The sequence below is a fragment of the Janibacter anophelis NBRC 107843 genome, from assembly GCF_001570945.1.
Classification (GTDB): Bacteria; Actinomycetota; Actinomycetes; order Actinomycetales; family Dermatophilaceae; genus Janibacter; species Janibacter anophelis.
Window position 1 is genome coordinate 11,017 of sequence record NZ_BCSQ01000040.1, and the last position, 23,068, is coordinate 34,084.

Consider the following 23,068-nt stretch of genomic DNA (forward strand, 5'->3'; position numbering starts at 1 on the left):
GCCATCGGCCCGGAAGGTCAGGCCGACTCGCGCATCCGGGCGGCGCTCGCCTCGGGCCGCAGGTCCAGCCGGCGCAGCAGCTGCGCGTTGAGCGCGACGACCACGGTCGAGGCCGACATGAGGATGGCGCCCACGCTCATCGGCAGGACGAACCCGATCGGGGCGAGCACGCCCGCGGCGAGCGGTACGGAGATGAGGTTGTAGCCGGCGGCCCACCAGAGGTTCTGCCGCATCTTGCGGTAGGTCTGCCGCGAGAGGTCGATCACCGACAGCACCGAGCGCGGGTCGGAGCTCGCGAGCACGACCCCGGCCGAGCCGATGGCGACATCGGTGCCGGCGCCGATCGCGAGCCCGACGTCGGCCTGCGCCAGTGCGGGCGCGTCGTTGACGCCGTCGCCGATCATGGCGACCTTCCTCCCTTCGCCCTGCAGCTCGGCGACCTTGGCCGCCTTGTCCTCCGGACGCACCCCGGCGAAGACGCGGTCGATGCCCAGCTCGCCCGCGACGGTCTCGGCGACCGCCTGCGCGTCGCCGGTGATCATGACGACCTGCGCGCCGATCGCGTGGAGCGCGTCGACGGCCTCGCGGGACTCCGGCCGGACCTCGTCGGCCAGGCGCAGCGCGCCGACGACCTCGCCGTCGACGACGACGTGCAGGATGATCGCGCCCTCCTCGCGCCACGTGTCCGCGACGGGCAGCTCCGTCAGGTCGTGCTGCTCGAGCAGGTAGGGGCCACCGACCTCGACGGTCGTGCCGTCGACGACGGCCCGCACGCCGACGGCGGGGGACGAGGAGAAGTCCGTGGCGCGTGGCACCGTGAGGCCGCGGACCTCGGCGGCGCCGACGATGGCGCGGGCCAGCGGGTGCTCGCTGTCGGACTCGGCGGCGGCCGCGAGGGCGAGCAGGTCCGTGTCCGAGCGCGACCCGGCGGTCTCGATGCCGGTGACGGTGGGCTCGCCGACGGTCAGGGTGCCGGTCTTGTCGAAGAGGACGGTGTCGACCGTGCGCATCGACTCCAGCGCCAGCCGGTCCTTGACGAGCACCCCGCCGCGGGCGGCGCGCTCGGTCGCGATCGACACGACGAGCGGGATCGCCAGACCGAGGGCGTGGGGGCAGGCGATGACGAGGACGGTGATCGTCCGCACGACGGCGTCGTCGGGCAGGCCGAGCAGTGACCACACGAGGGCGGTGATGACGGCGGCGCCGAGGGCGAACCAGAAGAGCCAGCCCGCCGCGGTGTCCGCGATCCGCTGCGCCCGGGACGAGGAGGACTGGGCGTCGGAGACGAGCCTCTGGATCCCCGCGAGCGAGGTGTCGTCGCCCGTGGCGGTGACCTCGACGCGCAGCCCGGAGTCCGTGGCGACGGTGCCTGCGACGACCTGGTCGCCGACGCCGCGGCGGACCGTGGCGGACTCGCCGGTGATCATCGACTCGTCCATGCTCGCCGAGCCGTCGACGACCCGCCCGTCGGCCGGGACGGACGAGCCCGGGCGCACGACGACGACGTCACCGACCGCCAGGGACGAAGGGGGGACCGCCACGATCTCGTCGCCCTCCACACGCTCCGCCTCGTCGGGCAGGAGGGCGGCGAGCGAGTCCAGGGCGGAGGTGGTCTGCGCGAGCGAGCGCATCTCGATCCAGTGCCCCAGGAGCATGATGACGACGAGGAGCGCCAGCTCCCACCAGAAGCTCAGCTCGTGGTCGAGCAGCCCGAGGCTCGCCCCCCACGAGGAGATGAAGGCGACGGTGATCGCCAGGGCGATGAGCAGCATCATCCCGGGCTTGCGGGCGCGGATCTCGTCGACCGCGCCGGTGAGGAAGGGGCGGCCTCCCCAGACGTACATCACCGTGCCGAGGACCGGCGCCACCCAGGTCGTCCAGCCGCCGTGCGGCAGGTCGTAGCCGATGAGGTCGGCGAACATCCGGTCGAAGCCGACGACCGGCGCCGCGAGCACGAGCATGATCCAGAAGAGTCGGCGGAACTGGCCGACGTGGTCGCCGTGACCCCCGTGGCCGCCGTGACCCCCGTGACCCCCATGGCCCTCGTGCCCACCATGCTCCGCATGACCGTCGTTGTCGTGATGGCTCCCGTGGCCGTGCGCGGAGTGGTCGGCCGACCCGTGGTGGTCGTGCCCGGCGGTCGGGGTGGGCGTGGGTCTTGGTGTGGCGCTCATGTCAGTGCCAACCATACCCCTAAGGGGTATATTCCGCGACTGACGGGGTGTGGGCGCATTCGCTCGGTCGGTCAGTCGTGCGTGGTGGAGTGGTGGCCGGCGTCGGTGCCCCAGACAGAAGCGTCGGCGACGACGAAGCGTCGCCCCGACACGACGTCGGGGGTGATCCGGATGAACCGGTCCTTGTGCCCCTCGTGCCACGGGTGCAGCGGGAGCTCGGAGCTGGCGATGACGTCGTGCAGCTCGGTGATCGACCGGGCGCGGCCCCGGACGACGACGCTCCACGCCCGATCGGTGCCGGCGTCGCGCCCGTCCGCCTCGAAGGCGACGAGCGCTCCCGCGGCACCGGCGACCTTCGTGCCCTCGCCGGTGCGGAAGACGACCGAGCCCTGGTCGACGACGAAGTTCACCGGGAAGATGTCGGGGTGGTCCTCCACCCACACGGCGAGTCGCCCGACGCTGGTGGTGCGCATGAGCGCCCAGCACTGCTCGGGGGTGAGTTGCTCGACGCCGTCAGTCATCCGAACCGCCTCCTCCAGATGGGTCCGAGGCTATCGCTTGGCCCGAGCGTGCACCATGGGCCCGGACGCGCGTCGTTGGGTCGTCGGTGGCCGAGAAGTAGATGTCCACCAGCCGCGATGGGCAGACTGGTTCCCTGGGGCTGAACATCAAGAACGAACGGGTCCACGAGCTCGCGCGACAGGCGGCATCGGTGACCGGGCTGACCCACACCGACGTCGTCCCCGCCGTGCGATGACCCGGGACCTCTTCGCCGGCGTCGCCGTGAGCGACCTGCCGCGCGCGATCGACTGGTACGAGCGGCTGCTGGGTGAGGTCGAGTCCTTCGACCCCAACGACGCCGAGCGGGTGTGGACGCTCGCCGAGCACGCCCACCTGTACGCCGTGCTCGACCCGGAGCGTGCCGGGGGCGCGATCGTCACGCTCTTCGTCGGTGGTCTCGACGGGTTCCTCGCGGCGGCCGCCGGGCGCGGCGTCACCCCGCAGTCGCAGGAGACCTATGACAACGGCGTGCGCAAGGCGCTCTTCGCCGACCCCGACGGCAACGAGGTCGGGGTCGGCGGAGGTCCCGTCTGAGACGGGCGCAGCGGCTCAGCCGCCGACGACGCCACCGACCCACGCCGAGAGCGCCTGCACGGCCTCGAGCGAGATGCCGTGGCCACCGCCGTCGCGGTACGTCGTCGTGCGTGCCCCGGAGTCCTCGACGAGGTGGGTCCAGGTGCGCTCGAGCAGCTCACGCGGGATGACGTGGTCGGCGTCGCCCTGCGCGACGAGGACCGAGATGCCCGCCAGGCCACCCGGGGTGACCGGCACGCCGGCGTCGAAGGGGAGCGTGCCGTGCAGGATCGCCGCACCGGCGTAGCGCTCCGGCTCGTCGAGGAGGAGGCCGCCGGCGAAGGCGGCGCCACCGCTGAACCCGATGAGCACGACCGGTCGTCCCGCGGGGGCGACGTCGTCGAGCCACCGGCGGAACCACGCCATCGTCGCCTCGAGCGACGCGGCCACCGGGCGACCGATGCCGCGGTTGGCGAACCATGCGTAGCCCCCGCCCTCGGCGATCGGCGCGCGCACCGCGGCGTACTGCGGTCCCTGCGGCAGGTGGTCGGCCAGGGTGAGGATCGAGCTCTCGTCCGCGCCGCGGCCGTGCAGCAGGACGACAAGGGGCGCGGCCGGGTCGGACGAGCCCGCGGTCGCGGCGACCGGCTCGGCGAAGGGGGTGGCGTCAGGGGACATGGTGGGCTCCGATCAAAAGTTGTTTCGTCAACTAATGTAGGACATCGCGAAGGGAGGCGCCAGCTCCCGTCCACATCCGGGGTCGTCGTCGCCGTCCCGTCCACAGCTCCCGGAGTCCGGCGGGGTTGACGGGGGCCGTGCCTAGTCTTGGTGGCGAGCAGCACCACCGGACGAAGGGAGAGGCCGTGGTCTGGCAGGTGGACTCCGCGGGCTGGGTCCGGTCCCTCACCGACGAGGTCCTCGAGGACGCGGTGGATCCGGGCACCATGCAGCGCGGGCAGGGCTACGCCCGGGACGGCATGGTCACCCAGATCGCCACGCTCAACCGGGGCCGGGTCGTCGTGGCCAAGGTCCGGGGCTCCGGTCACGAGAGCTACCAGACGATCGTCTCGCAGCACAGTGAGCCGGCCGACGACGTCCTGGCGTGGAGTGCTCGGTGCAGCTGCCCGGTCGTCGCGGACTGCAAGCACGCCGTGGCCGTCGTCCTCACGGTCCGGGACACCCTCGGTGGTGCCGCCGAGCCCGTCGCGTCCTGGGAGACCGCCCTCGCCGATCTCACCCGCGAGGCCCCGCCCGACCCCCTGGACGCCGGAGCGGAGATGGCCCTCGTCGTCGAGAGCGTCATCACGACCCGGCGCACCTGGGATCGCGAGGGTCGGCCACGGGTGCGCGTGCGACCGACCCGGCGCACGCGATCGGGTACGTGGGCGCGCAACCAGGGCTGGACCGACGTGCGCCGGGAGACCACGGGGTGCCGGCCGGAGCACCGGCGGGTCCTGGACGACCTCGCGGTGCTGCACGACCTGCGCTTCGGCAGCGGCTACCGACAGGCCTACGGGTCGCCGGAGGTGCACCTGGACGACCTCGACGCCGAGGTGTGGCCGGCGTTGCGCCGCATCCGCGATGCCGGTGTCGCCCTCATCGCCGACTGGGATGGTGATCCGGTCCGTCTGGAGGAAGTGCCCGCCGAGGTCGTGCTCGACGTCGTGGCGAGCGACAGCGGCCTGACGCTCACCCCCGTCGTCGACGTCCCGGGTGGCCGTGCCGCCGACGGTGCTGCGGTCGAGGTGCAGCTCATCGGCGAGCCGGCCCACGGCGCGCTCGTCACCGGTGACGACGGGCTGGTGCTCACCCCCTTCGTCGCGCCGCTCACGCCCGACGTCGCCGACCTCGTCACCGCGCGCCGGAGCGTGACCGTCCCCGAGGAGGACGTCGAGCGGTTCCTCGCGATCTATCTGGGGCGGCTGCGGAAGCGGGTCACCGTCGTCTCCTCCGACGGCAGCGTCGACCTGCCCGAGACACAACCCCCTCGGCTGCACGTCCACGTCCGCGCGGCGAGCCTGGGCATCCGCATCGACCTCGGCTTCGCCTACACCGCCGGCACCCGGACCCAGGTCGTCGCCGCCGGGGCGGCCGACACGATCCCCCGGGACCGGCGCGCCGAGCGCGACCTCGTCATGGGCATCGAGGCGCTCACCGACATCCCCGGCGCCCTCTCGCGGGGCACGGGCAGCACGCGGGTGCTGCTCCAGCCGTCGGTCACCCTCCGTGGACCCCACGCCATCGGCGTCCTCGCCGGCGTGGTGCCGCGTCTCGAGGGCGACCCACGCGTCGTGCTCGTCGTCGACGCCGACGTGCCCGCCTTCGAGGAACTGGTCGGCGAGCCGCAGATCGCGATCCGTGCCGGCGATGGAGAGGGTGCGTCCGACTGGCTCGACCTGCACGTCTCGGTGACCGTGGGCGACGTCGAGATCCCCTTCGAGCCGCTCTTCGAGGCCCTCGTCCGGGGCGAGGAGGTGCTGCACCTCGAGTCCGGTGACTGGCTGCGGCTGGACCACCCCGTTCTCGCGGACCTGCGGGCCCTCATCGAGGAGTCCCGGGAGCTCGTCGACCCCGAGGAGGGGGCGCTGCGGCTCAGCCGCTACCAGGTCGACATCTGGGACGACCTGTCCGATCTCGGCGAGGTGCTCGTCGCGCGCGAGCACGCCTGGCGGACCAGCGTCGAGCCCCTCCGAGAGCTCGACACCGTCCCCGCACCACCGGTCCCCGCCTCCCTGGGCGCCACGCTGCGGCCCTACCAGCTCGACGGCTACCACTGGCTCACCACGCTCTGGGACGCCGGCCTCGGCGGCGTCCTCGCCGACGACATGGGCCTGGGCAAGACGGTGCAGACACTGGCGCTGCTGGCGCGCGCCGCAGAGGCCGGCGAGCTCGACCGTCCCGTGCTGGTCGTCGCCCCGACGAGCGTCGTGCCCATCTGGGCCGCCGAGGCCGCCAAGTTCGTCCCTGACCTGACCGTGCGCACCCTGCCCTCGACCCACAAGCGGCGCGGGAGCACCGTCGCCGAGGCCGTCGCCGGCGCCCAGCTCGTCGTCACCTCCTACGCCGTGCTGCGCATCGACGGGGAGCAGTTCGCCGAGGTCGAGTGGCGCGGGCTCGTCCTCGACGAGGCGCAGACGGTCAAGAACGACCGGTCCAAGACCCACCAGGCGCTGCGGCGGCTCTCGGCCCCCTTCGTCCTCGCCGTGACGGGCACGCCGCTGGAGAACTCACTGATGGACCTGTGGTCCCTCCTCGCGCTCGCCGCTCCCGGGCTCTACCCGCACCGCGAGCGGTTCCGCGACGCCTACCGCAAGCCGATCGAGTCGGGGGAGCGGCCCGAGCTGCTCGACCGGCTGCGGCGGCGGATCCGTCCCCTCATGCTCCGCCGGACCAAGGAGCAGGTGGCCCTTGACCTGCCGCCCAAGCAGATCCAGGTCGTGCCGGTCGAGCTGACGCCGACGCACCGCCGGATCTACGACCGGCACCTGCAGCGCGAGCGCAAGCGGATGCTCGGGCTCCTCGAGGACCCGGACGCCAACCGGGTGGCGATCTTCGCCTCGCTCACCCGGCTGCGCCAGCTGAGCCTCGACCCGGGGCTCGTCGACGAGGACCAGCGCGGGCAGGGCATCTCGGCCAAGCTCGACGTCCTCGTCGAGCACCTGCTCGAGCTCGCGGTCGAGGGGCACCGTGCGCTGGTGTTCAGCCAGTTCACCGGGTTCCTCGCGCTCGTGCGGGAGCGGCTCGAGGCCGAGGGCATCACGACGAGCTACCTGGACGGCTCCACGTCCGACCGGGCGCAGGTCGTCGACGACTTCAAGCGGGGGCGCCAGACCGCCTTCCTCATCAGCCTCAAGGCGGGTGGCGTCGGGCTGACGCTCACCGAGGCCGACTACGTCTTCGTCCTCGACCCGTGGTGGAACCCCGCCGCCGAGGCGCAGGCCATCGATCGGGCCCACCGCATCGGCCAGGACAAGCCGGTCATGGTCTACCGCCTCGTCTCGACCGACACGATCGAGGACAAGGTCGTGGCCCTGCAGGAGCGCAAGCGCGACCTCTTCGAGCGGGTCGTCGACGACGGCGGCGCCCTCTCGGGGGCCATCACGAGCGACGACATCCGTGCCCTGCTCGATCCGGGGGACTGAGCCACGTGAGGCACCCCAGGCACGGCCCGAAGACGCCGGTCGCGATATACGTGACAGCGAGGCATCATGATGAGTGACGCTATGCTGTCACGATGCGGACGACGGTCACTCTCGACGCCGACACCGAGTCCTTGGTGCGGCGACTGATGCGTGAGCGTGGCGTGTCCTTCAAGCAGGCGCTCAACGACGCCATCCGTGCAGGAGACCCCGATGCGGTGCGTGGTGGCCAGGAGTACACGACGGCGCGCCACATGGGCACGCCCACGGTGTCGCTCGACCGGGCGCTGCAGTTGGGCGGCGACCTCGAGGACGAGGAGATCGTGCGACGGATGCGGACCGGCCAGTGAGGATCGTCGATGCCAACGTCCTGCTGTACGCGGTCAACGCCGACACGCGACACCACGCGTCGTCACGAGGCTGGCTCGACTCCGCCCTCTCCGGAGCGGACACCGTGGGATTCACCTGGCTGGCGGTGACGGCCTTCGTGCGGATCTCGACCAAGGATGGCCTGTTCGCCAACCCGCTGACTCCGGATGAGGCCATGGAGCAGGTGCGCCGCTGGCTCGACGCGCCGGGTGCGCGCATCACCGAGCCGGGAGCCGAGCACGTCACCATCCTCCAGCGGCTCCTCGCGGAGGTCGGTGCCGGAGGCAACCTCGTCAGTGACGCGCACGTGGCAGCGGTCGCGATCGAGCACCGCGCCGAGGTGGTCTCCTTCGACGCCGACTTCGGGCGGTTCCCGGGGTTGCGCTGGGTCCGCCCCCCGGACCTGCTGGCCTGACCGAGGGCGGAGCGGCTGGTGAGCCGGCCCGGGCCGTGAGAACGTCGGATCATGGCACGCACGTGGTTGTCGGTCGCGGTCGAACTGCTCGGCGGTCGAGGTGATGAGCTCTGGCCGTGGCCTGGCAGGGTCCTCGCGGTCGGACCCGACCACACGTTCGCTCAGCTGGCGGCGGCGATCAACGACGCCTTTGCCCGCTGGGACCGGTCGCACCTGTCCGAGTTCACCCTGTCCGACGGCCGACTCGTCACCGATGTGGAGACCGGTGAGGAGCTGTCCGAGGAGGAGCAGGTCTCCTGGCTGGACCTGGCGCAGACCCGGGTGGCGGGGACGGTGCGGCCGGGTGAGGAGTTCCGGTTCACCTTCGACCTGGGCGACCAGTGGGTGCACCGGTGCGTCGTGGGGCAGGACGCGATCGACCCCGTGGCGGAGCTGGGGGTCAAGCCCCCTTCGCCCCTGCCGTACTGGGGCTGGGGCACGATCCCGGACCAGTACGGTCGTCGCTGGGCCGATGACGACGGGACCTCGCGCGCAGCCACGCGACCCGCGCAGGCCCACCCCATGCTGGGGGACGCATGGCCCGGCCGGGCCGAGGCGCCCTTGCTGGACATGGGTGAGGTGCGAGCTGCCATCGCGCAGGGCGACGCGGCCGCCTTCCTCGCAGCGGTGGCCGGCCGCGACATCGACGATGCGCTGCAGCAGGTGGGCGAGGGCGTCCCGATGGCGCTGGCGACGGACCGAGCGGCGGCTGAGCCGCTCGCCCGGACCGTCATCGCCCGGCTGGAGGACCGCGCCGCCCCCGGCGATGACGTCCTGGCGGAGGACCTCGCTGCCGCAGCGCGCGGCCAGGCCCCGGGCGGTCGCGTCCTGCCGGTGGACCTCGATCAGCTCTCGTCCGTCCTGGAGGGGGACCCTTCGCTGGGCGCCGGTGGGGTCCTCGACCTGCAGACGGGTGAGGTCCACCCGGACGGCGCGCTCGATGCCTCCATGGTGGGCGACGAGTACGCCATCGACGTCGAGGAGGATCCGGACCGGTGGCTGCCCGTCGACTGCCACGGGTCCCGCAGCGGGTGGCAGGACATGGCCGCCTTCGCGCGTCGGCACCGCGACGTCGAGTTGCGGGAGCGGCTCGAGCGAGCCCTCGAGGGTCGGGGTGGGTTCCGTCGCTTCCGCGACCTGGTCCACGAGGAGGGGCTGGGCCGCTCGTGGGGGGTCTTCTCCGCCGACCGTCAGGCCGGACGAGCGCGCCAGTGGTTGGCTGACGAGGGCATCCGGGTGAGGTGACCCGGGTGGGCCCGGGGTCTATGGTCGAGTCACAGGGGCTGAGCCGAGCCAGGAGCACGCCATGACCATCGCCATCATCGGGGCCGGACTCGCCGGCGCCAGCGCCGCCGCCGAGCTGCGCGACCGGGGCCACGAGGGCGACATCGTCCTCGTCGGCGCCGAGTCGCAGGCCCCCTACGAGCGCCCGCCGCTGTCCAAGGACATCCTCCTCGGCAAGGGCACCGCCGCCGACGCCGCGGTCAAGGACCAGGGCTGGTACGACGAGCAGCGGATCGAGCTGGTCACCGGAGCCCGCGTCCAGTCCGTCGACACCGCGGCCCGCAGCTTCGAGGTCGACGGCCGCACCATCACCTACGACCAACTGCTCCTGGCGACCGGCGCCACCTCGCGGCACCTGCCGATGGCCGATGAGTCCGGCGTCCCCGTCGCGTACCTGCGCACGCTCGAGGAGTCACAGGCGCTCAAGGAGCACCTCGCCGGGCACCTGCTCATCATCGGTGCCGGGTGGATCGGCCTCGAGGTCGCCTCGGCCGCGCGGCAGGCCGGTGGCACCGTGACCGTCGTCGAGAGCGCTTCGCTCCCGCTCGTCGGTCCCATCGGCGAGGACATGGCCCGCGTCTTCGCCGACCTGCACCGCGAGCACGGCGTCGACCTGCACCTCGACACCTCGCTCACCACCCTCGAGCGGGACGAAGGCGGTGTCCTGAGGCGCGACGCAGGAGCCTCGAAGGGGGGCGCCCGCGCCCTCCTCTCCGACGGCACCGAGGTGCGACCCGGCCTCGTCCTCGTCGCCATCGGCGCCGAGCCGGACACCGCCCTCGCCGAGACGGCCGGGCTGGACGTCGATCGCGGGGTCCTCGTCGATGCCCGCCTGCGCACGAGCGACCCGCACATCTGGGCCGCGGGCGACATCGCCGTCCACGACCACCCGGACCTGGGGCGGCTGCGCGTGGAGCACTGGGACACCGCGATCCAGCAGGGCCGCCACGCCGCCCGCAGCATGCTCGGTGACGCCACGCCCTACACCCGGCAGCCGTACTTCTTCACCGACCAGTACGACCTCGGCATGGAGTACGTCGGCCACCTCGGTCGCGACGGCTACGACGAGATCGTCGTGCGCGGCGACCACGCCACCCGGGTGCTCAACGCGGTGATGATCGCGGGTGGCCGGGTCGTGGCGGGGATGCACACCAACGACTGGGACGCGACCGACCACCTGCGGGCCTGGGTCGGTCGCGAGGCGACCGACCGGCTGCGCGACACGACGATCGCGCTCGCCGACACCCGCGAGGACTGAGCGCCGGTCACCGCGTCGTCGCCCGCTCCGACCGGGCCACGTCGACGAAGGGGGCGTCCGCCCCCTTCGTCCCGGCACGACGGGCCCGACGCCGCAGGACGATCGCGGCCGTGGTCGCACCGACGAAGACCACCTGCATCAGCGTGGCCGGCAGCAGCTGGTCGTCCCAGCGCACGTCAGGGGCGGACGCCGCGTGGTGGACATTGGCGGGGAACATCGCCACGAGCAGCTCCGGCTCAGGCAGGGCCGGCGGGGCCATCTCGACGAGCTCCTCGCGCATGCCGACGAGGTGGGCGACACCGGTGAGCGTGAAGATGGCGGCGACACCGCACCGCAGCGCGGTGTCTCACGCGAGGGGGTGTGACCGGAGGCCGGCGAGGCGAGCGGCACCCGTCGTGCCGACGAGGGCGATGAGTGGTTCCATGACGATCCCTTCGGATATTGGATAGTTCGACTATCCATCTGGTGTTTGGGATCGGTCAACCGGAATTCGTCAGCCGCGCAGCACCTTGTCCATCGGCCGACCCTTGGCCAGCTCGTCGACGAGCTTGTCGAGGTAGCGGATGCGGCGCATGAGCGGGTCCTCCACCTCCTGCACCTTGACCCCGCAGACCGACCCCGTGATCAGGTCGACGTGCGCGTTGAGCGTCGCGGCGGCGAAGAAGTCCTCGAAGGTCGTCCCACCGGCCAGGTGCTGCTGCAGCGCCTCCTGGTCGAAGCCGGTCAGCCAGCGGATGACCTCGTCCAGCTCTGCGACGGTGCGGCCCTTCTTCTCGACCTTCGTCACGTAGTGCGGGTAGACGTCGGCGACGGCGGTGGTGAAGATCCGGTGGCCCATGCGGTCAGGGTAGAACGCCGAGGCTCACGCCGGCCGCCCGCGTCGGTTTGCCACTCCCTTCGCCATCCTGTACACATGTACATGTACATTCGTACAACATGACGAAGGGAGGGCCCGTGGCCCCCGAGCACCCCACCCCGACCCCCGGCCGGCGCGACCCGGAGGGCCGCCGCCGCGCGATCATCGCCGCCGCGGCCGAGCTCATCGTCGAGGGGGGCGCCGCCTCGATCACGCACCGTGCCGTCGCAGCCCGGGCCGGAGTCTCGCTCGGGTCGACGACCCAGTACTTCAGCTCGCTCGACGAGCTGCGCGACGCCGCGCTCCACTCATTGGCCGAGGGCGTCGACCTCGAGCTCGCCCAGGTCGCTGCGGCGATCGAGCCCCTCGACTCGGCGCCCGAGAGGTTCGCCGCGCTCATGCACGAGTTCCTCGTCAACCAGCGGCAGGTGCGCGCCGAGATCGAGCTCATGGGACTCGGGGTCACCGACGCCCGGCTCCGGGCCGTCGCCCGCCGCTGGACCGACCGGCTCACCGAGATCCTCACTCCGCACGTCGGGCGCCCGGCCGCGGAGGCGATCGCCGTCCACCTCGACGGCGTCACCGTCCACGCCGGACTGCACGACGAGCCCATCCCCGTCGCCGACATGGCCCGCGCCATCAGGGCCCTGATGACCATCCCGCACCCCGAAGGGAGTGACCCCCGATGACCACCACCCTCCAGACCTCCGTGACCGAACCGGTCTCCACCCGCCGCGCCTGGGCGGCCGTCGCCGTCCTCAGCGCCAGCCTGCTCGTCGTCACGATGGACATGACGATCCTCAACATCGCCCTGCCGGAGATGTCGGCGCAGCTGCGGCCCACCGCCACCCAGCAGCTGTGGATCATCGACGCCTACTCCCTCGTCCTCGCAGGCCTGCTCGTCTCGGTCGCGGCGATCGCCGACCGCATCGGTCGCAAGCGGATGCTCATGACCGGCTACGCGATCTTCCTCGTCGCCTCGTTGCTCGTACTGCTCGCCGACACCGCCGAGTCGGTCATCGCCCTGCGGGTCTTCCTCGGCGTCGGCGGCGCGATGATCATGCCCAACACCCTCTCGCTCATCCGGGTGATCTTCACCGACGCCGGCCAGCGGGCCACCGCCCTGAGCATCTGGGCGGCCGTGTCCGGTCTCGGGGCGGCGGTCGGCCCCTTCGTCGGCGGGTTCCTCCTCGAGCACTTCTCGTGGCACGCCGCCTTCCTCGTCAACGTCCCGCTCATGGTCATCGCGATCGGCGCCGGCCTGCTGATCCTGCCCGAGTCGCGGGTCGCGGACGCCGGTCCGTGGGACGCCCGCGCCGCGGCGCTCTCGCTCGTCGGCATGGTCCTCGTGGTCTGGGCGCTCAAGGACTTCGGCAAGGAGGCGACCTTCGCCAACCCGACCGCGCTCGGGGCGCTGGCCGTCGGTCTCGTCGCCCTGTTCTGGTTCGTCCGGCGCTGCCTGCGCAGCGAGCACCCGCTGCTCGACCTCGGCCTCTTCGGCAACCGCCCCTTCTCCGCCGGGATCGTCGCGGCCCTGGGCACGACCTTCGCCATGCTCGCCGCGCTGCTGCTGCTCACGCAGTGGCTCCAGCTCGTCGACGACGCGAGTCCGATCGAGTCGGGGATCAAGCTCATCCCCGTCGCCCTGGCCGCCGCGGCGGCGTCGTTGCTGGCGCCGCCACTGGCCCGCGTGCTCGGGGCACGGGCCGTCCTCGCTGGTGGTCTGGCCGTGGCCGGTGTCGGGCTCCTGACCGTCGCCTTCGGCCCCGACGTGCTGAGCTACCGACTCGTCCTCGTCGCCATGCTGCTCGTCGGCACCGGCACCGGATCGCTGGCCATCGCCTCGGCGATGATCATGCTCGGCTCGCCGGAGGACAAGGCGGGCAACGCGGGGGCCCTCGAGGAGACCTCGTACGAGCTCGGCGGCACCCTCGGGGTCGCCGTGCTGGGGAGCATCTCGGCGCTGGTCTACCGCGACCGGCTCGCCGGCTCGGAGGCCCTCGAGCAGGTGGGCCCCGAAGCGGCGCAGCACGCGCAGGACTCCCTCGGCGCTGCCGTCGCGACCTCCGAGCAGCTCGGCCTGCCGGCGCTCGCGGCCGATGCCGGAGCCGCCTTCACCCAGTCGCTGCAGACGGCCGGTCTCGTCGGGGGTGTGCTCATGCTCGCCGTCGCCGCTGCCGTCTTCGTGCTGACGCCCCAGGGGACGGACATCTCGGGCTCGACGCACTGAGGCGGCCCGCCGGGGGCGGGCGGGTACGGTCCCGACCATGAGCACCTCCCTCGACCGGGCCCTGCAGGCCGCCCGACACGACGACCCGTCGGTGCGGCAACGCGCAGCGCTCTGGCTGGGCACCCACGCCGACGCGTCGATCGCGCAGGAGCTGGTGTCCCTGCTCGTCGCCGAACCCGACTTCTACGTCCGCGAGACCCTCACCTGGGCGGTCGTCACCCGGTCGGAAGCGACCTACCCGTTGCTCGTCGCCGAGCTCGCGGGGCAGGGCGACCAGCGCGTGCAGGTCCTGCACGCCCTGAGCAAGATCCGTCGTCCCGAGTCGGTCGCCGAGATCCTTCCGCTCACCGACGACGCGGACGACGCCGTGGCGGCGAAGGCGTGGTGGGCCCTGGGCCGCATCGGCACCCCCGGTGCCGTCGCCGCGCTCCTCGACCACCTCGGTGACACCGATGACTTCCGACGGCGTGAGCTGACCCGGGCCCTCGAGCAGGCGGGCGAGGCCGCCGTCGCGGGTCTGGCCGAGCGACTCGGTGACCCCGAGCCCTCGGTGCGGCGGCACGCCGCCGAGGCCTTGCTCGGCATCGGTGACCCCGCCGCGCGGGCCGCGGTACCCGCGCTCCTCCACATCGTCGAGCACGACGACAAGGAGGTCGTGCTCCCGGCGATCGAGGCGCTGGCCGCCCTCGACCTGCCGGAGGTCGACGGCGTGCTGCACCGACTGCGCGACGGCGACGACGCCTGGCTGTCGATCACCGCCGGGTGGTTGCTCACCGACCGCGCCGAGCGCAACTGACCCTCCCGCGCATTTGCCCGGGCGCCTGCGCGTGGACCCGCGCATTTGCCCGGGCGTCTGCGCGTGGACCCGCGCATTTGCCCGGGCGTCTGCGCGTGGACCCGCGCATTTCCCCGGGGAGATGCGCGCTCGGGCCGCGTCGGGTCACGCTTCAATGGAGCGCATGCGCTCCCGGCCCCGACTCCTCCCGGCCCTGCTCGTGCTGCAGGCGCTCCTCGTCGCCTCACCGATCGCCACGATCGACAACCTGGTCACTGCGCCGCGGGCGGTCGGTGCCCAGGCGCTGCGCGCGGACCTGCCGGCGACGATCGCGTCGGGCCTGCCCTTCGTCGTCGCTCTGCTGCCGGTGTCGATGATCGCGGTGGCCGTGGCAATCCGCCGGCGCACCCCGGGCGCGTACGCCGGTGCCGGCGTCGTCTCCGTCATCGCCGTCCTCGTCGGGGTGCTGCCCGGCCAGCGGGGGATGACGACGGCGGTGCCCGTGCTCCACGGCATCCCACTCGTCGTCGTCGCCGTGGCGACCCTCGTCCTCCTCGTGCGCACGCGGGCGCAGCGCACCCGCGACCTCGGTCGCAGTCGCGTCGGTCGATTCACGGCGGCGCTCCTCGTGGGCGGCTTCGTCGTCCTGGCCGCCCTCGGAGCCACCCGTGGGTCGATCCCCGTCGCGCCCGTCGCGGCCGCGGTGAGCCAGGACCTGGACTTCGATCGCGCCGAGCCCCGGGGGTCGATCGAGGCGGAGCCGTCCGTGCAGCACCCCGGCCTGGCCCCCGACCCCGACAGCAACATCCACGGCGACGCGGCGATGAGCGACGCATACACCGACCGGGAGGTGCTGGATCCTCGTGACGCGCAGGTCATCCGTCGTCACCTCGGCGGGGTCTGTGCCTCCGTCCTGCGTGACGAGTACGACCGGCTCGTCGCCGTGTGCGTCAACGCCACCCGGGTGACGATCAACGTCCTCGACCCCCGCACCCTCGAGGTCCTCGCCCGCCGGCACGTCGCCGACCGTCCCTTCCGGCTGGACTTCGCGACGAACTTCGCCGGGGGCGGTTACGCCGTGCTCGACGCCGAGCAGCGGGTCGTGCTCCCCACCTCCGACGGTCGGATCACCCGCTGGTCCGTGGCCGACGACGCGGGGCAGCCGCAGGTCGAGCCGGTCGACGAGTTCGACATCGGTGACGGCCTGCGGGACGGGGAGGGCATCAACTCGGCGCTGCCGGGCACCGAGGGTCAGCTCTGGGTCGTCGGGCAGCTCGGCTCGGTCGCGAGTCTCGACACCTCCACCGGGCGGGCGGAGTGGATGCGCTTCGAGGACGCGGACATCGAGAACTCCTTCGCCGTCGGCAGCGACGGGCGGGCCTGGGTGGTCACGTCCCGGGAGCTCGCGGCCCTCAGGGCGGTCGGCGGCCGGCCACAGGTCCAGTGGCGACAGGACTATGACGCCGGGACGCGGCGCAAGCCCGGCCAGACCAGCCGCGCCTCCGGGACGACACCGACGCTCATGGCCGGTGAGCGCTACGTCGCGATCACCGACAACGCCGACCCACGGATGCACGTCGTCGTGTACGACACCACGGCACGACAGGTGGGGGACAGGGTGATCTGCCACGTCCCGGTCTTCGCTCCTGACCGCAGCGCGACCGACAACTCCCTCATCGCCATCGGCGACTCGCTCTTCGTCGAGAGCAACTACGGCTACAACCTCTTCGACGCCACCTTCGGCCGGTCGACCGAGCCGGGCCTGGTCCGCATCGACGTCACCGAGGACGGATGCGAGACCGTGTGGAGCAACGACGACATCCGCATCCCGTCGACGGTCTCCAAGGGCACCGCGGCGGGCGTCATCGCGACGTACACGAAGGGGGAGTCCGTCGCCGGAATCGACGCGTGGTGGTTCACGGCGGTCGACGCCACCACCGGCGACGTGATGTGGCGCCGGCTCGCCGGCACCGGCCCGATGGTCAACAACCACTACGCCGCGACCTACGTCGGCCCCGACGGGTCGATGTACGTCGGCGTCACGGGTGGGCTCGTCGCGCTCGTGCCCCCACCGGGCTGAGCGCGTCGAGCCGTCGGGGCGCAGCCGGTCAGATCCAGTACGTGTCGTGCCGGACCATGAACTCGGCGCGCTGCTCCTCGGTCATCTCCTCGCCGCGGGCCAACGTCTCGAAGTAGTCCTCGCGCGGCGCCCCGGGCGCGAACATCAGCAGCATCGATGCGTGGTCGGACCCACGGAAGCCGTGGACACCGCCCTCGGGCACGTAGACGAAGTCGCCCGACTGCGCGGTCACCCACTCGGTCCCGTCGAAGATGCGCACCTGTCCGGAGAGGACGTAGAACTGCTCGGAGATCGCCCGGTGGAAGTGCGGGTCGGGTCCGGTCTCGGTCTCGCCGAAGGTCCACCGGTAGAGCCCGAACCGGCCTTGGGTGCGCTCGCCGCGGGCGAGGTACTCGCAGGTGCCGCCGTTGCGGTATGTGATCTCCGGCGGCTCGTCGGCCCGGCGAACCCACGCGCTCACCTCGCCGTCGCCGGAGTAGCTGTCGGCCGGGTACCGCCGGATGAGCGACATGAGACCGGTCTACCACCGTCGCTCGCGCCTGTCCCGTGGTCGTCGGTGGACGGCCGGGGACGAAGGGGGTCACCCCGGCGGCAGCAGGTCGGTCCGGGCGAACATCTCGGCCGTCGCCCGGGCACTCGGGGTCCCCTTGTCGACGTCGGCGCCGTGCTCGAGCAGCGCCGACACGACCTCGCGCTCGCCCTTGAAGACCGCCCCGGCCAGCGGCGACTGGCCGCGTGCGTTGAGCTCGTCGACAGCGGCCCCGCGCTCGGCGAGCACCCGCACCAGTCCGGCGTGCCCGTGGTAGGCCGCGAGCATGAGCAGCGTGTTGCCGGCCTCGTCGGCGAGGTCGACGGGCGCACCAGCCTCGAGGAAGGGGAGGAGGGAGTCGCCGTCACCGGCCCGGGCGAGATCGAGCAACCGCTGGGCCAGCTCGACCGCCTCGTCACGTGGCCGGTCGGCACCGGTCGCAGCGGCGTAGGCGTCCTCGATCTCGTCGCTCATGGCGACCAGTCTGCCCGTGACGACCCGACGAAAACCGGGTGTGCCCCCTTCGTCGCCTGCTGCGCGAGTGCATCGACGGCCGCGTCGGGCAGTGAGCTGCGTCGACCCTCAGCCGCGGGGCGACGGCGGCTGCCCACCCGACGGCGGCTGCCCACCGGACCGCGGTTGGCCGCCGCCGGGGTCGCCTCCCATGCCGCCGGAGCCCGGCTCGGTGCTCGTGTCGACGCCGACGGCCAAGGTGGCGGTGTAGCCCCGCGACACGCTCCCGCTGATCTGCGCCATCTGCTGGTCCAGGCTGTCGGCGAAGATCCCGTCGTCCTCGACCGAGCCGACGCCCTCGAGGTTGTCGATCGAACCGTCGTACCCGTCGCGCGCGTAGACCTCGCGGAGCATGTCCTCGGTGAAGGCGACCTGTGACGTCGCGATGACGTTGTCGACATCGGTCGCCGAGTCGACGTCGGGGTAGACCTCGAAGTGGATGTGCGGCCACCGTCCCTGGTACGCGCCGGGGACGATCGTCGTGAAGCTGACCGCTCCCTCCGCGTCGGCGATCTGCACGCCGCGCAACCAGGTCTGGTCCTCGACGCCCTGCGTGTACATCGAGTAGCGGCCCTGGCCGTCGCAGTGCCACACGTAGACCGCCGCGCCCGCGAAGGGGGCATTGTCCACCAGGTCGGTCACGGTGAACTTCATCGTCAGGGGCACCCCGTCGACGCTCTGCCCGCCGTCGAGGCTGGTGGTGATGTCCTGGCGGACGATCCCGGACTCGGACAGGACGTTGAGGTCGTCGACGGTGCCGTCGGCGGGGTAGGGGCCGTTGGTCTCCTCGGGGATCTCGACGGAGCCGGACGCCGCGGTGCCCGCGCTCGAGGAACTCGAGCTGGGGCTCGTCCCCTCGGAGCCGCCGGCTCCGCAGGCCGCCAGCGCCGCAGACCCGAACCCGAGGCCCAGCACCCCCAGTGCCCTCCGTCGGGTGAGCAGGGTAGCGACGTCGAAGGCCGCGCCCTGGTCGACCAGCTCGTCGTCGGGCCGGTGCAGGGGGCGCCCCTCGAAGGTGCGGTGGGTCGGCGGACGCTGGGTCATCGTGGGCTCCTCGGGGTGGGTCGGTGCGCACACCTTGCCCCGGCCAGCGGGGGCGGACCTGTGGCCGGGCTGAGGGCTGCCTGTGGGCCGTGGCCCGGCTGCCGTGCGCCGGGACCGGTCACGGGAGCGGCTGGCCCTTCATCAACCGTGAGCTGTAGACATTGCTGATCCGTACGCCGTCGAGCCAGGCCGTGAGGCGCTCGGCCTCCTTGGCCAGCGCAGCGCGGCCCTCGGTCCCGAGGCCCGTGCCGGGGCACTCGACCACCCGGACCACGCCGTCCTCGTCCTGCACCCAGGCACCGACGATGCGCCCGTCCCACCACGCGGTCGTCCCGCCGTTGCCGTTGCTGTCGAAGAGCAGCTCGCGGTGGGCCGGGTCGAGGTGGTGCTCGCGCTCCCGCCAGCCCATCGTCGTCGGGTCGAGGGTGGGCAGCAGCGCCGCCCACGGCCCGACCTCGGGTGCAGCATCGACATCGTCCGGGAGGACCCATCCGACGCGGTCCCGCTCGAGGGCGACTTCGACGGCACCCACGGCTGCGAGGGCCGCGCGGGTCGCTCCCTTCGTCGCGCCGAGCCACCACTGGACGTCCTCGAGGGTGCCGGGACCGAAGCGCTCCAACCACCGGCGCACGAGTTGCGCGTAGGCCTCGTCGAGCGGGAGTGGCGTCACCGCGCCACCGAGCCAGTCGTCCATGAGGGTCCACGCTGGCTTGGACAGACGCCAGTGGCCGGCGTTGGGTCCACGGGTGATGCGGCCCTCGGCCCCGAGCCAGGTGAGCACCCGTGGCGCGAGGTTGAAGGTGCCGCCGTACTTCTTGTCCTCGTTGATGGTGATGGCGCCGGCGAGCTCGGGCAGGGCCTCGCGCAGCTCCTTGGCGCTGCGGGCCCTGCCACCGGAGAGGTGGGCGAGGACGGCGGCGCCGGCGGCGTCCAGCCAGGCGTCACCGTCGTCCGCGATGCCGTGGCGGGCCGCATCGCGTGCGATGAGACGGCGCTGCTCGGGCGCGATGCGGCCGATGACGACGCCGAGCGCCGCCGGCAGCAGCTCGCGGGGGAAGGCGAAGAGGGTCCGGCGCATCGCCAGCTGTTTGACGATCGTGCGGTGCTCGTAGAGCGCGTCGTCGACCGAGGAGGGCGGGACCGCCTCGGTCCGCGCACCGACGGCCAGGTGGACCGTCGCGGCCTCCGTCGCGTGCAGGCAGACGACCGCCTCGGCCGCGTCCAGCGGGTCGCGGGCGCGGTGCTCGGGGTGCAGTCCGTGGCGGACCGCGAGCCGTGCGCGGCGCTCGCGGTCGTCGATGAGTCGCAGCGACCCGGACACCCTCAGGCCCTGCGTGCGACCGCGAGGAAGACGGAGTAGTCGCGGCCGTGCTTGACGACCCGGCCCGCGTCGCCGACCCGCACCTCCGCCAGGCCTGCGGCCTCGAGCCGCGCGGCGACGTCCTCGCGGGCGAAGCCGTGGTGCCCGCCGAAGCCGGCGTCGTGGAAGCTGCCGTCCTCGCGGTCCAGGTCGGCCAGGCACAGGTGCCCACCGTGGTCGAGCAGCTGCGCGAAGGCGGCGAGCACCCGGTCGAGCTCCTGCACATGGTGCATGACATTGGACGTGAGCACGAGATCGAAGCGCTCGGTGGGGACCGTCTGGGTCTCCAGGTCGAGGTCCCACACCCGCGTCGGCGAGGGCAGCACGCCGGCGGAGACCTTGTCCGCGAGCACCTGTCGCATGCCCGAGGAGTTGTCGGCGACGGTGATCTCCGGCTCGACGAGGTGCGGCAGCAGCGCCGTGGTCACCAGCCCGGTGCCGGCGCCGTACTCGAGCAGCCGGCACCGCGGGGGAAGAGGGAGCGCCGCGGCGATCGCCGCGGCGACCTCACCGGACTGGCGGGCCTTGTCCGGGTCGTCGTCCCAGGTGGCTGCCTTGGCGTCGAAGCCGGCGGCGTGCTCGTGGCCGTCGTGCGGGTGGCTCATGTGCCCACCCTGCCACCGACCGCCGCAGTTGTCTGCGGCCACGGTCAGCGCTTCGTGTAGAGCTGCCCGACGACGTCCGCGTGGCGCTCCTCGATGACGTGACGCTTGAGCTTCTGGGTCGCGGTGAGCTCGCCCGACTCCTCCGTGAAGTCCTCGTCGAGCACGGCGAAGCGCTTGATCCCCTCGGCCTTGGAGACCAAGGCATTGGCCTCGTCGACGACCCCCTGCAGCTCTGCCTGCGGGTCGGCGGGACGTTCCTGGGTCGGGTCGAGGGTGATGAGGGCACTGATGAAGGGACGCCCGTCGCCCAGGACCATCGCGTGCGAGACGAGCGGGTGCGAGCGCAGGACGTCCTCGAGCTGGCCGGGGGAGACGTTCTTGCCGCCCGCGGTCACGATGATCTCCTTGGCCCGACCCGTGATCGTCAGGTAGCCCTGCTCGTCGAGGGAGCCGAGGTCGCCGGTGCGGAACCAGCCGTCGACGATCGACGCACGGGTCGCCTCCTCGTTGCCCCAGTAGCCGTCGGTGACGATCGCGCCACGGACTTCGATCTCACCGGCGTCGGTGACCCGGACCTCGTTGCCGGGCACGGGCGGACCGACGGTGCCGATGCGCTGGATCCCCGGCCCGTTGACCGTGATCGCGGCACAGGTCTCGGTCAGGCCGTACCCCTCGTGCACCGGCACCCCGACGCCGCGGAAGAAGTGGCCGAGGCGCTCGCCGAGGGCGCCGCCCCCGCTGATCGCGTACTCGCACTCGTCGCCCAGGGCGGCCCGCACCTTGGCGTAGAGGAGCCGGTCGAAGACCGCGTGGGCGGCGCGCAGACCGAGGCCCGGGTGCTTCGGCGCGAGGTCGTCGCCGCACGCGCGGCTCCAGGCGATGGCCACCTGCGCGCCGCGGGTGAAGACCGCGGACGAGAGACGCCCGCCGGCGGCCGCTGCGCGGATGCCCTCGTGGACCTTTTCGAAGACGCGCGGCACGCCCAGGACCATGTGCGGGCGGAAGGTCCCCAAGGCGGAGGTGATCGTGCCGAAGTCCGACCAGAAGCCGAGGGTGGCTCCGCTCTGGGCGATGACGTAGGCGACCGAGCGCGCGAGCACGTGGGCCATCGGCAGGAAGAGCAGGATGCGGTTGCCGTCCGTGCCCACCGATCCGATCGGGGCGGCGAGCAGGCCGGCGACCTCGGAGCCGAGGTGGCGGTGGGTGAGCACGACCCCCTTCGGCCGTCCCGTGGTGCCGGAGGTGTAGACGAGACCGGCCAGGTCGTCGAAGGTGATGGCGTCACGTCGCGCGATGACCTCATCGCGGGCGACGTCGTGACCGCGTTGGTCGAGCTCGCCCAACGCGTCCTGGTCGATGACGAGGACCTCGATGTCGAGGCCGGCGGCGAGGTCGGCCTGCTCGCGGGTCTCGACGACGAGCAGTCGGGCTGCGGAGTCGGTGACGATCCACTCGAGCTGGCTCGCTGAGGACGAGGGATAGACGGGGACGGTGCCCGCGCCGACGTTCCAGATCGCCTCGTCGAGCAGGAGCCACTCGTACCGGGTGTCCGACATCAGGGCGACCCGGTCGCCCGCGGCGACGCCGCTGGCGATCAGCCCACAGGCTGCCGCCACGAGGGCGTCGAGGTGCTCGCCGGCGGTGACCGTGCGCCACGCTCCGTCGGCCCACCGGCTGAAGCTCGGATGATCGGGGTCGCGCTCGGCGTGCCGCCACGGACGAAGGGGGAGCAGGTCCCCGTCGGTCAGGGTCAACGGGGCGCCAGTGGCAACCTGTCCGGTCACGGCAGTCCTCCTCGTCTCCTGGCGGTGATCTACGGATGTAGAAGCCTAGTGTACGTGCCGCCCCGACTCACCGCATGACCGGGCCCCGACCGTCGCGCGGTCGGGGCCCGGTCGTGGAGCAGCGGTCTGTCAGACGCGGCCGTAGGTCACGTTGCTCGTCCAGATCTTGCGCTTGGTCGTGTCGACGCGGGGGTTGCCGGCGTCGTACATCATGCCGTTGCCGGCGTAGATGCCCATGTGCCAAGCCGGGGCCCCGAAGAAGACGAGGTCGCCGGGGCGCGGGGAGGACACCGGAGTGGTGGCCTGGCGCTGCTGCTCGGCCGTGCGCGGCAGGGACTTGCCGTGGCGGGCGAAGACGTAGCGGGTGAAGCCCGAGCAGTCGAAGCCGGACGTCGTCGTGCCACCCATGACGTAGGGCGTGCCGACGAGGCTCGCGGCCGTCGAGAGCAGCGAGCTGCTGGAGACGCTCGTGCGGGTGCTGGTGCGGCTCGCGGTGGTGGTCGTCCGCGTCGAGCCGGTCAGGCCCATGGCCGAGCCGGT

23 protein-coding genes are annotated in these 23,068 nt (G+C 72.5%); 11 read left to right on the forward strand and 12 right to left on the reverse strand.

The features are described 5' to 3' along the window. Window positions 1-17: 17 nt before the first annotated feature. Entirely contained in the window at window positions 18-2,174 is a 2,157-nt protein-coding gene (locus tag JAN01S_RS11255; RefSeq protein WP_084360189.1) for a heavy metal translocating P-type ATPase, read from the reverse strand. A gap of 71 nt (window positions 2,175-2,245) precedes the next feature. Then, window positions 2,246-2,695 carry a pyridoxamine 5'-phosphate oxidase family protein gene (locus JAN01S_RS11260; RefSeq protein ID WP_068318177.1) on the reverse strand — a complete coding sequence of 150 codons (450 nt, stop codon included), beginning with the start codon at window positions 2,693-2,695 and terminating at the stop codon, window positions 2,246-2,248. Window positions 2,696-2,796: 101 nt separating this feature from the next. Between JAN01S_RS11260 and JAN01S_RS16680 the strand changes: the two genes are divergently transcribed. Next, entirely contained in the window at window positions 2,797-2,931 is a 135-nt protein-coding gene (locus JAN01S_RS16680) for a type II toxin-antitoxin system VapB family antitoxin (RefSeq protein WP_084360190.1), read from the forward strand. After that, window positions 2,928-3,269: a VOC family protein gene (locus JAN01S_RS11265; RefSeq protein ID WP_068318180.1), complete on the forward strand. Its 342-nt coding sequence runs from the start codon at window positions 2,928-2,930 to the stop codon at window positions 3,267-3,269. Before JAN01S_RS16680 ends, JAN01S_RS11265 begins: the two co-directional genes overlap by 4 nt. A gap of 15 nt (window positions 3,270-3,284) precedes the next feature. Here JAN01S_RS11265 and JAN01S_RS11270 read toward each other — a convergent pair whose 3' ends face one another. Continuing rightward, on the reverse strand, window positions 3,285-3,926 hold the full coding sequence (locus JAN01S_RS11270; RefSeq protein ID WP_068318182.1) for an alpha/beta hydrolase: 642 nt from the start codon (window positions 3,924-3,926) through the stop codon (window positions 3,285-3,287). Between the two features lie 185 nt (window positions 3,927-4,111). Between JAN01S_RS11270 and JAN01S_RS11275 the strand changes: the two genes are divergently transcribed. The 5 genes from JAN01S_RS11275 (at window position 4,112) to JAN01S_RS11295 (ending at window position 10,752) form a co-directional block, all read left to right on the forward strand. Continuing rightward, the gene (locus tag JAN01S_RS11275; RefSeq protein WP_244884826.1) at window positions 4,112-7,390 is read left to right on the forward strand and encodes a DEAD/DEAH box helicase; all 3,279 of its coding nucleotides are present in this window, start codon (window positions 4,112-4,114) and stop codon (window positions 7,388-7,390) included. Window positions 7,391-7,482: 92 nt separating this feature from the next. Further along, window positions 7,483-7,737 carry an antitoxin gene (locus JAN01S_RS11280; protein ID WP_068318184.1) on the forward strand — a complete coding sequence of 85 codons (255 nt, stop codon included), beginning with the start codon at window positions 7,483-7,485 and terminating at the stop codon, window positions 7,735-7,737. Beyond that, window positions 7,734-8,171, forward strand: coding sequence for a type II toxin-antitoxin system VapC family toxin (locus JAN01S_RS11285; protein WP_068318187.1), 438 nt, complete (start codon window positions 7,734-7,736; stop codon window positions 8,169-8,171). Before JAN01S_RS11280 ends, JAN01S_RS11285 begins: the two co-directional genes overlap by 4 nt. Window positions 8,172-8,222: 51 nt before the next feature. Then, the gene (locus JAN01S_RS11290) at window positions 8,223-9,455 is read left to right on the forward strand and encodes an IS1096 element passenger TnpR family protein (RefSeq protein WP_068318190.1); all 1,233 of its coding nucleotides are present in this window, start codon (window positions 8,223-8,225) and stop codon (window positions 9,453-9,455) included. A 61-nt stretch (window positions 9,456-9,516) separates the two neighbouring features. Continuing rightward, on the forward strand, window positions 9,517-10,752 hold the full coding sequence (locus JAN01S_RS11295; RefSeq protein WP_068318193.1) for an NAD(P)/FAD-dependent oxidoreductase: 1,236 nt from the start codon (window positions 9,517-9,519) through the stop codon (window positions 10,750-10,752). 7 nt (window positions 10,753-10,759) lie between these two features. Here the strand turns inward: JAN01S_RS11295 and JAN01S_RS11300 are convergent, their stop codons facing one another. Together JAN01S_RS11300 and JAN01S_RS11305 are read right to left on the reverse strand one after the other, a co-directional pair. Further along, window positions 10,760-11,032: a hypothetical protein gene (locus JAN01S_RS11300; RefSeq protein WP_068318196.1), complete on the reverse strand. Its 273-nt coding sequence runs from the start codon at window positions 11,030-11,032 to the stop codon at window positions 10,760-10,762. A gap of 213 nt (window positions 11,033-11,245) precedes the next feature. Further along, a complete protein-coding gene (locus JAN01S_RS11305; RefSeq protein WP_068318199.1) occupies window positions 11,246-11,590 on the reverse strand; it encodes a DUF2200 domain-containing protein in 345 nt (114 codons plus the stop codon). 116 nt (window positions 11,591-11,706) lie between these two features. Between JAN01S_RS11305 and JAN01S_RS11310 the strand changes: the two genes are divergently transcribed. The 4 genes from JAN01S_RS11310 to JAN01S_RS11325 all read left to right on the forward strand — a co-directional run bounded on the left by JAN01S_RS11310 (window position 11,707) and on the right by JAN01S_RS11325 (window position 16,693). Next, window positions 11,707-12,297 carry a TetR/AcrR family transcriptional regulator gene (locus tag JAN01S_RS11310; protein ID WP_244884827.1) on the forward strand — a complete coding sequence of 197 codons (591 nt, stop codon included), beginning with the start codon at window positions 11,707-11,709 and terminating at the stop codon, window positions 12,295-12,297. After that, window positions 12,294-13,838 carry an MFS transporter gene (locus JAN01S_RS11315; RefSeq protein WP_068318205.1) on the forward strand — a complete coding sequence of 515 codons (1,545 nt, stop codon included), beginning with the start codon at window positions 12,294-12,296 and terminating at the stop codon, window positions 13,836-13,838. The genes JAN01S_RS11310 and JAN01S_RS11315 overlap by 4 nt, the downstream gene beginning before the upstream one ends. 37 nt (window positions 13,839-13,875) lie before the next feature. Beyond that, the gene (locus JAN01S_RS11320) at window positions 13,876-14,634 is read left to right on the forward strand and encodes a HEAT repeat domain-containing protein (RefSeq protein ID WP_068318208.1); all 759 of its coding nucleotides are present in this window, start codon (window positions 13,876-13,878) and stop codon (window positions 14,632-14,634) included. Window positions 14,635-14,797: 163 nt separating this feature from the next. Further along, entirely contained in the window at window positions 14,798-16,693 is a 1,896-nt protein-coding gene (locus JAN01S_RS11325) for a hypothetical protein (protein WP_157075710.1), read from the forward strand. A 28-nt stretch (window positions 16,694-16,721) separates the two neighbouring features. Here JAN01S_RS11325 and JAN01S_RS11330 read toward each other — a convergent pair whose 3' ends face one another. The 7 genes from JAN01S_RS11330 to JAN01S_RS11360 all read right to left on the reverse strand — a co-directional run. Continuing rightward, complete coding sequence (locus JAN01S_RS11330; RefSeq protein WP_068318214.1) at window positions 16,722-17,204, reverse strand: cupin domain-containing protein; 483 nt, start codon at window positions 17,202-17,204, stop codon at window positions 16,722-16,724. A gap of 69 nt (window positions 17,205-17,273) precedes the next feature. After that, window positions 17,274-17,696, reverse strand: a complete 423-nt coding sequence (locus JAN01S_RS11335) for an ankyrin repeat domain-containing protein (protein WP_068318218.1) — start codon at window positions 17,694-17,696, stop codon at window positions 17,274-17,276. 108 nt (window positions 17,697-17,804) lie between these two features. Further along, window positions 17,805-18,779: an intradiol ring-cleavage dioxygenase gene (locus JAN01S_RS11340; RefSeq protein WP_068318221.1), complete on the reverse strand. Its 975-nt coding sequence runs from the start codon at window positions 18,777-18,779 to the stop codon at window positions 17,805-17,807. Window positions 18,780-18,897: 118 nt separating this feature from the next. Next, window positions 18,898-20,100, reverse strand: coding sequence for a winged helix DNA-binding domain-containing protein (locus tag JAN01S_RS11345; RefSeq protein WP_240312427.1), 1,203 nt, complete (start codon window positions 20,098-20,100; stop codon window positions 18,898-18,900). A 2-nt stretch (window positions 20,101-20,102) separates the two neighbouring features. Beyond that, window positions 20,103-20,744: a methyltransferase domain-containing protein gene (locus JAN01S_RS11350; RefSeq protein WP_068318245.1), complete on the reverse strand. Its 642-nt coding sequence runs from the start codon at window positions 20,742-20,744 to the stop codon at window positions 20,103-20,105. A 44-nt stretch (window positions 20,745-20,788) separates the two neighbouring features. Next, a complete protein-coding gene (locus JAN01S_RS11355; protein ID WP_068318226.1) occupies window positions 20,789-22,528 on the reverse strand; it encodes an AMP-dependent synthetase/ligase in 1,740 nt (579 codons plus the stop codon). A gap of 129 nt (window positions 22,529-22,657) precedes the next feature. After that, on the reverse strand, window positions 22,658-23,068 hold a 411-nt coding region (locus JAN01S_RS11360), incomplete at its 5' end, for a C40 family peptidase (protein ID WP_169797218.1).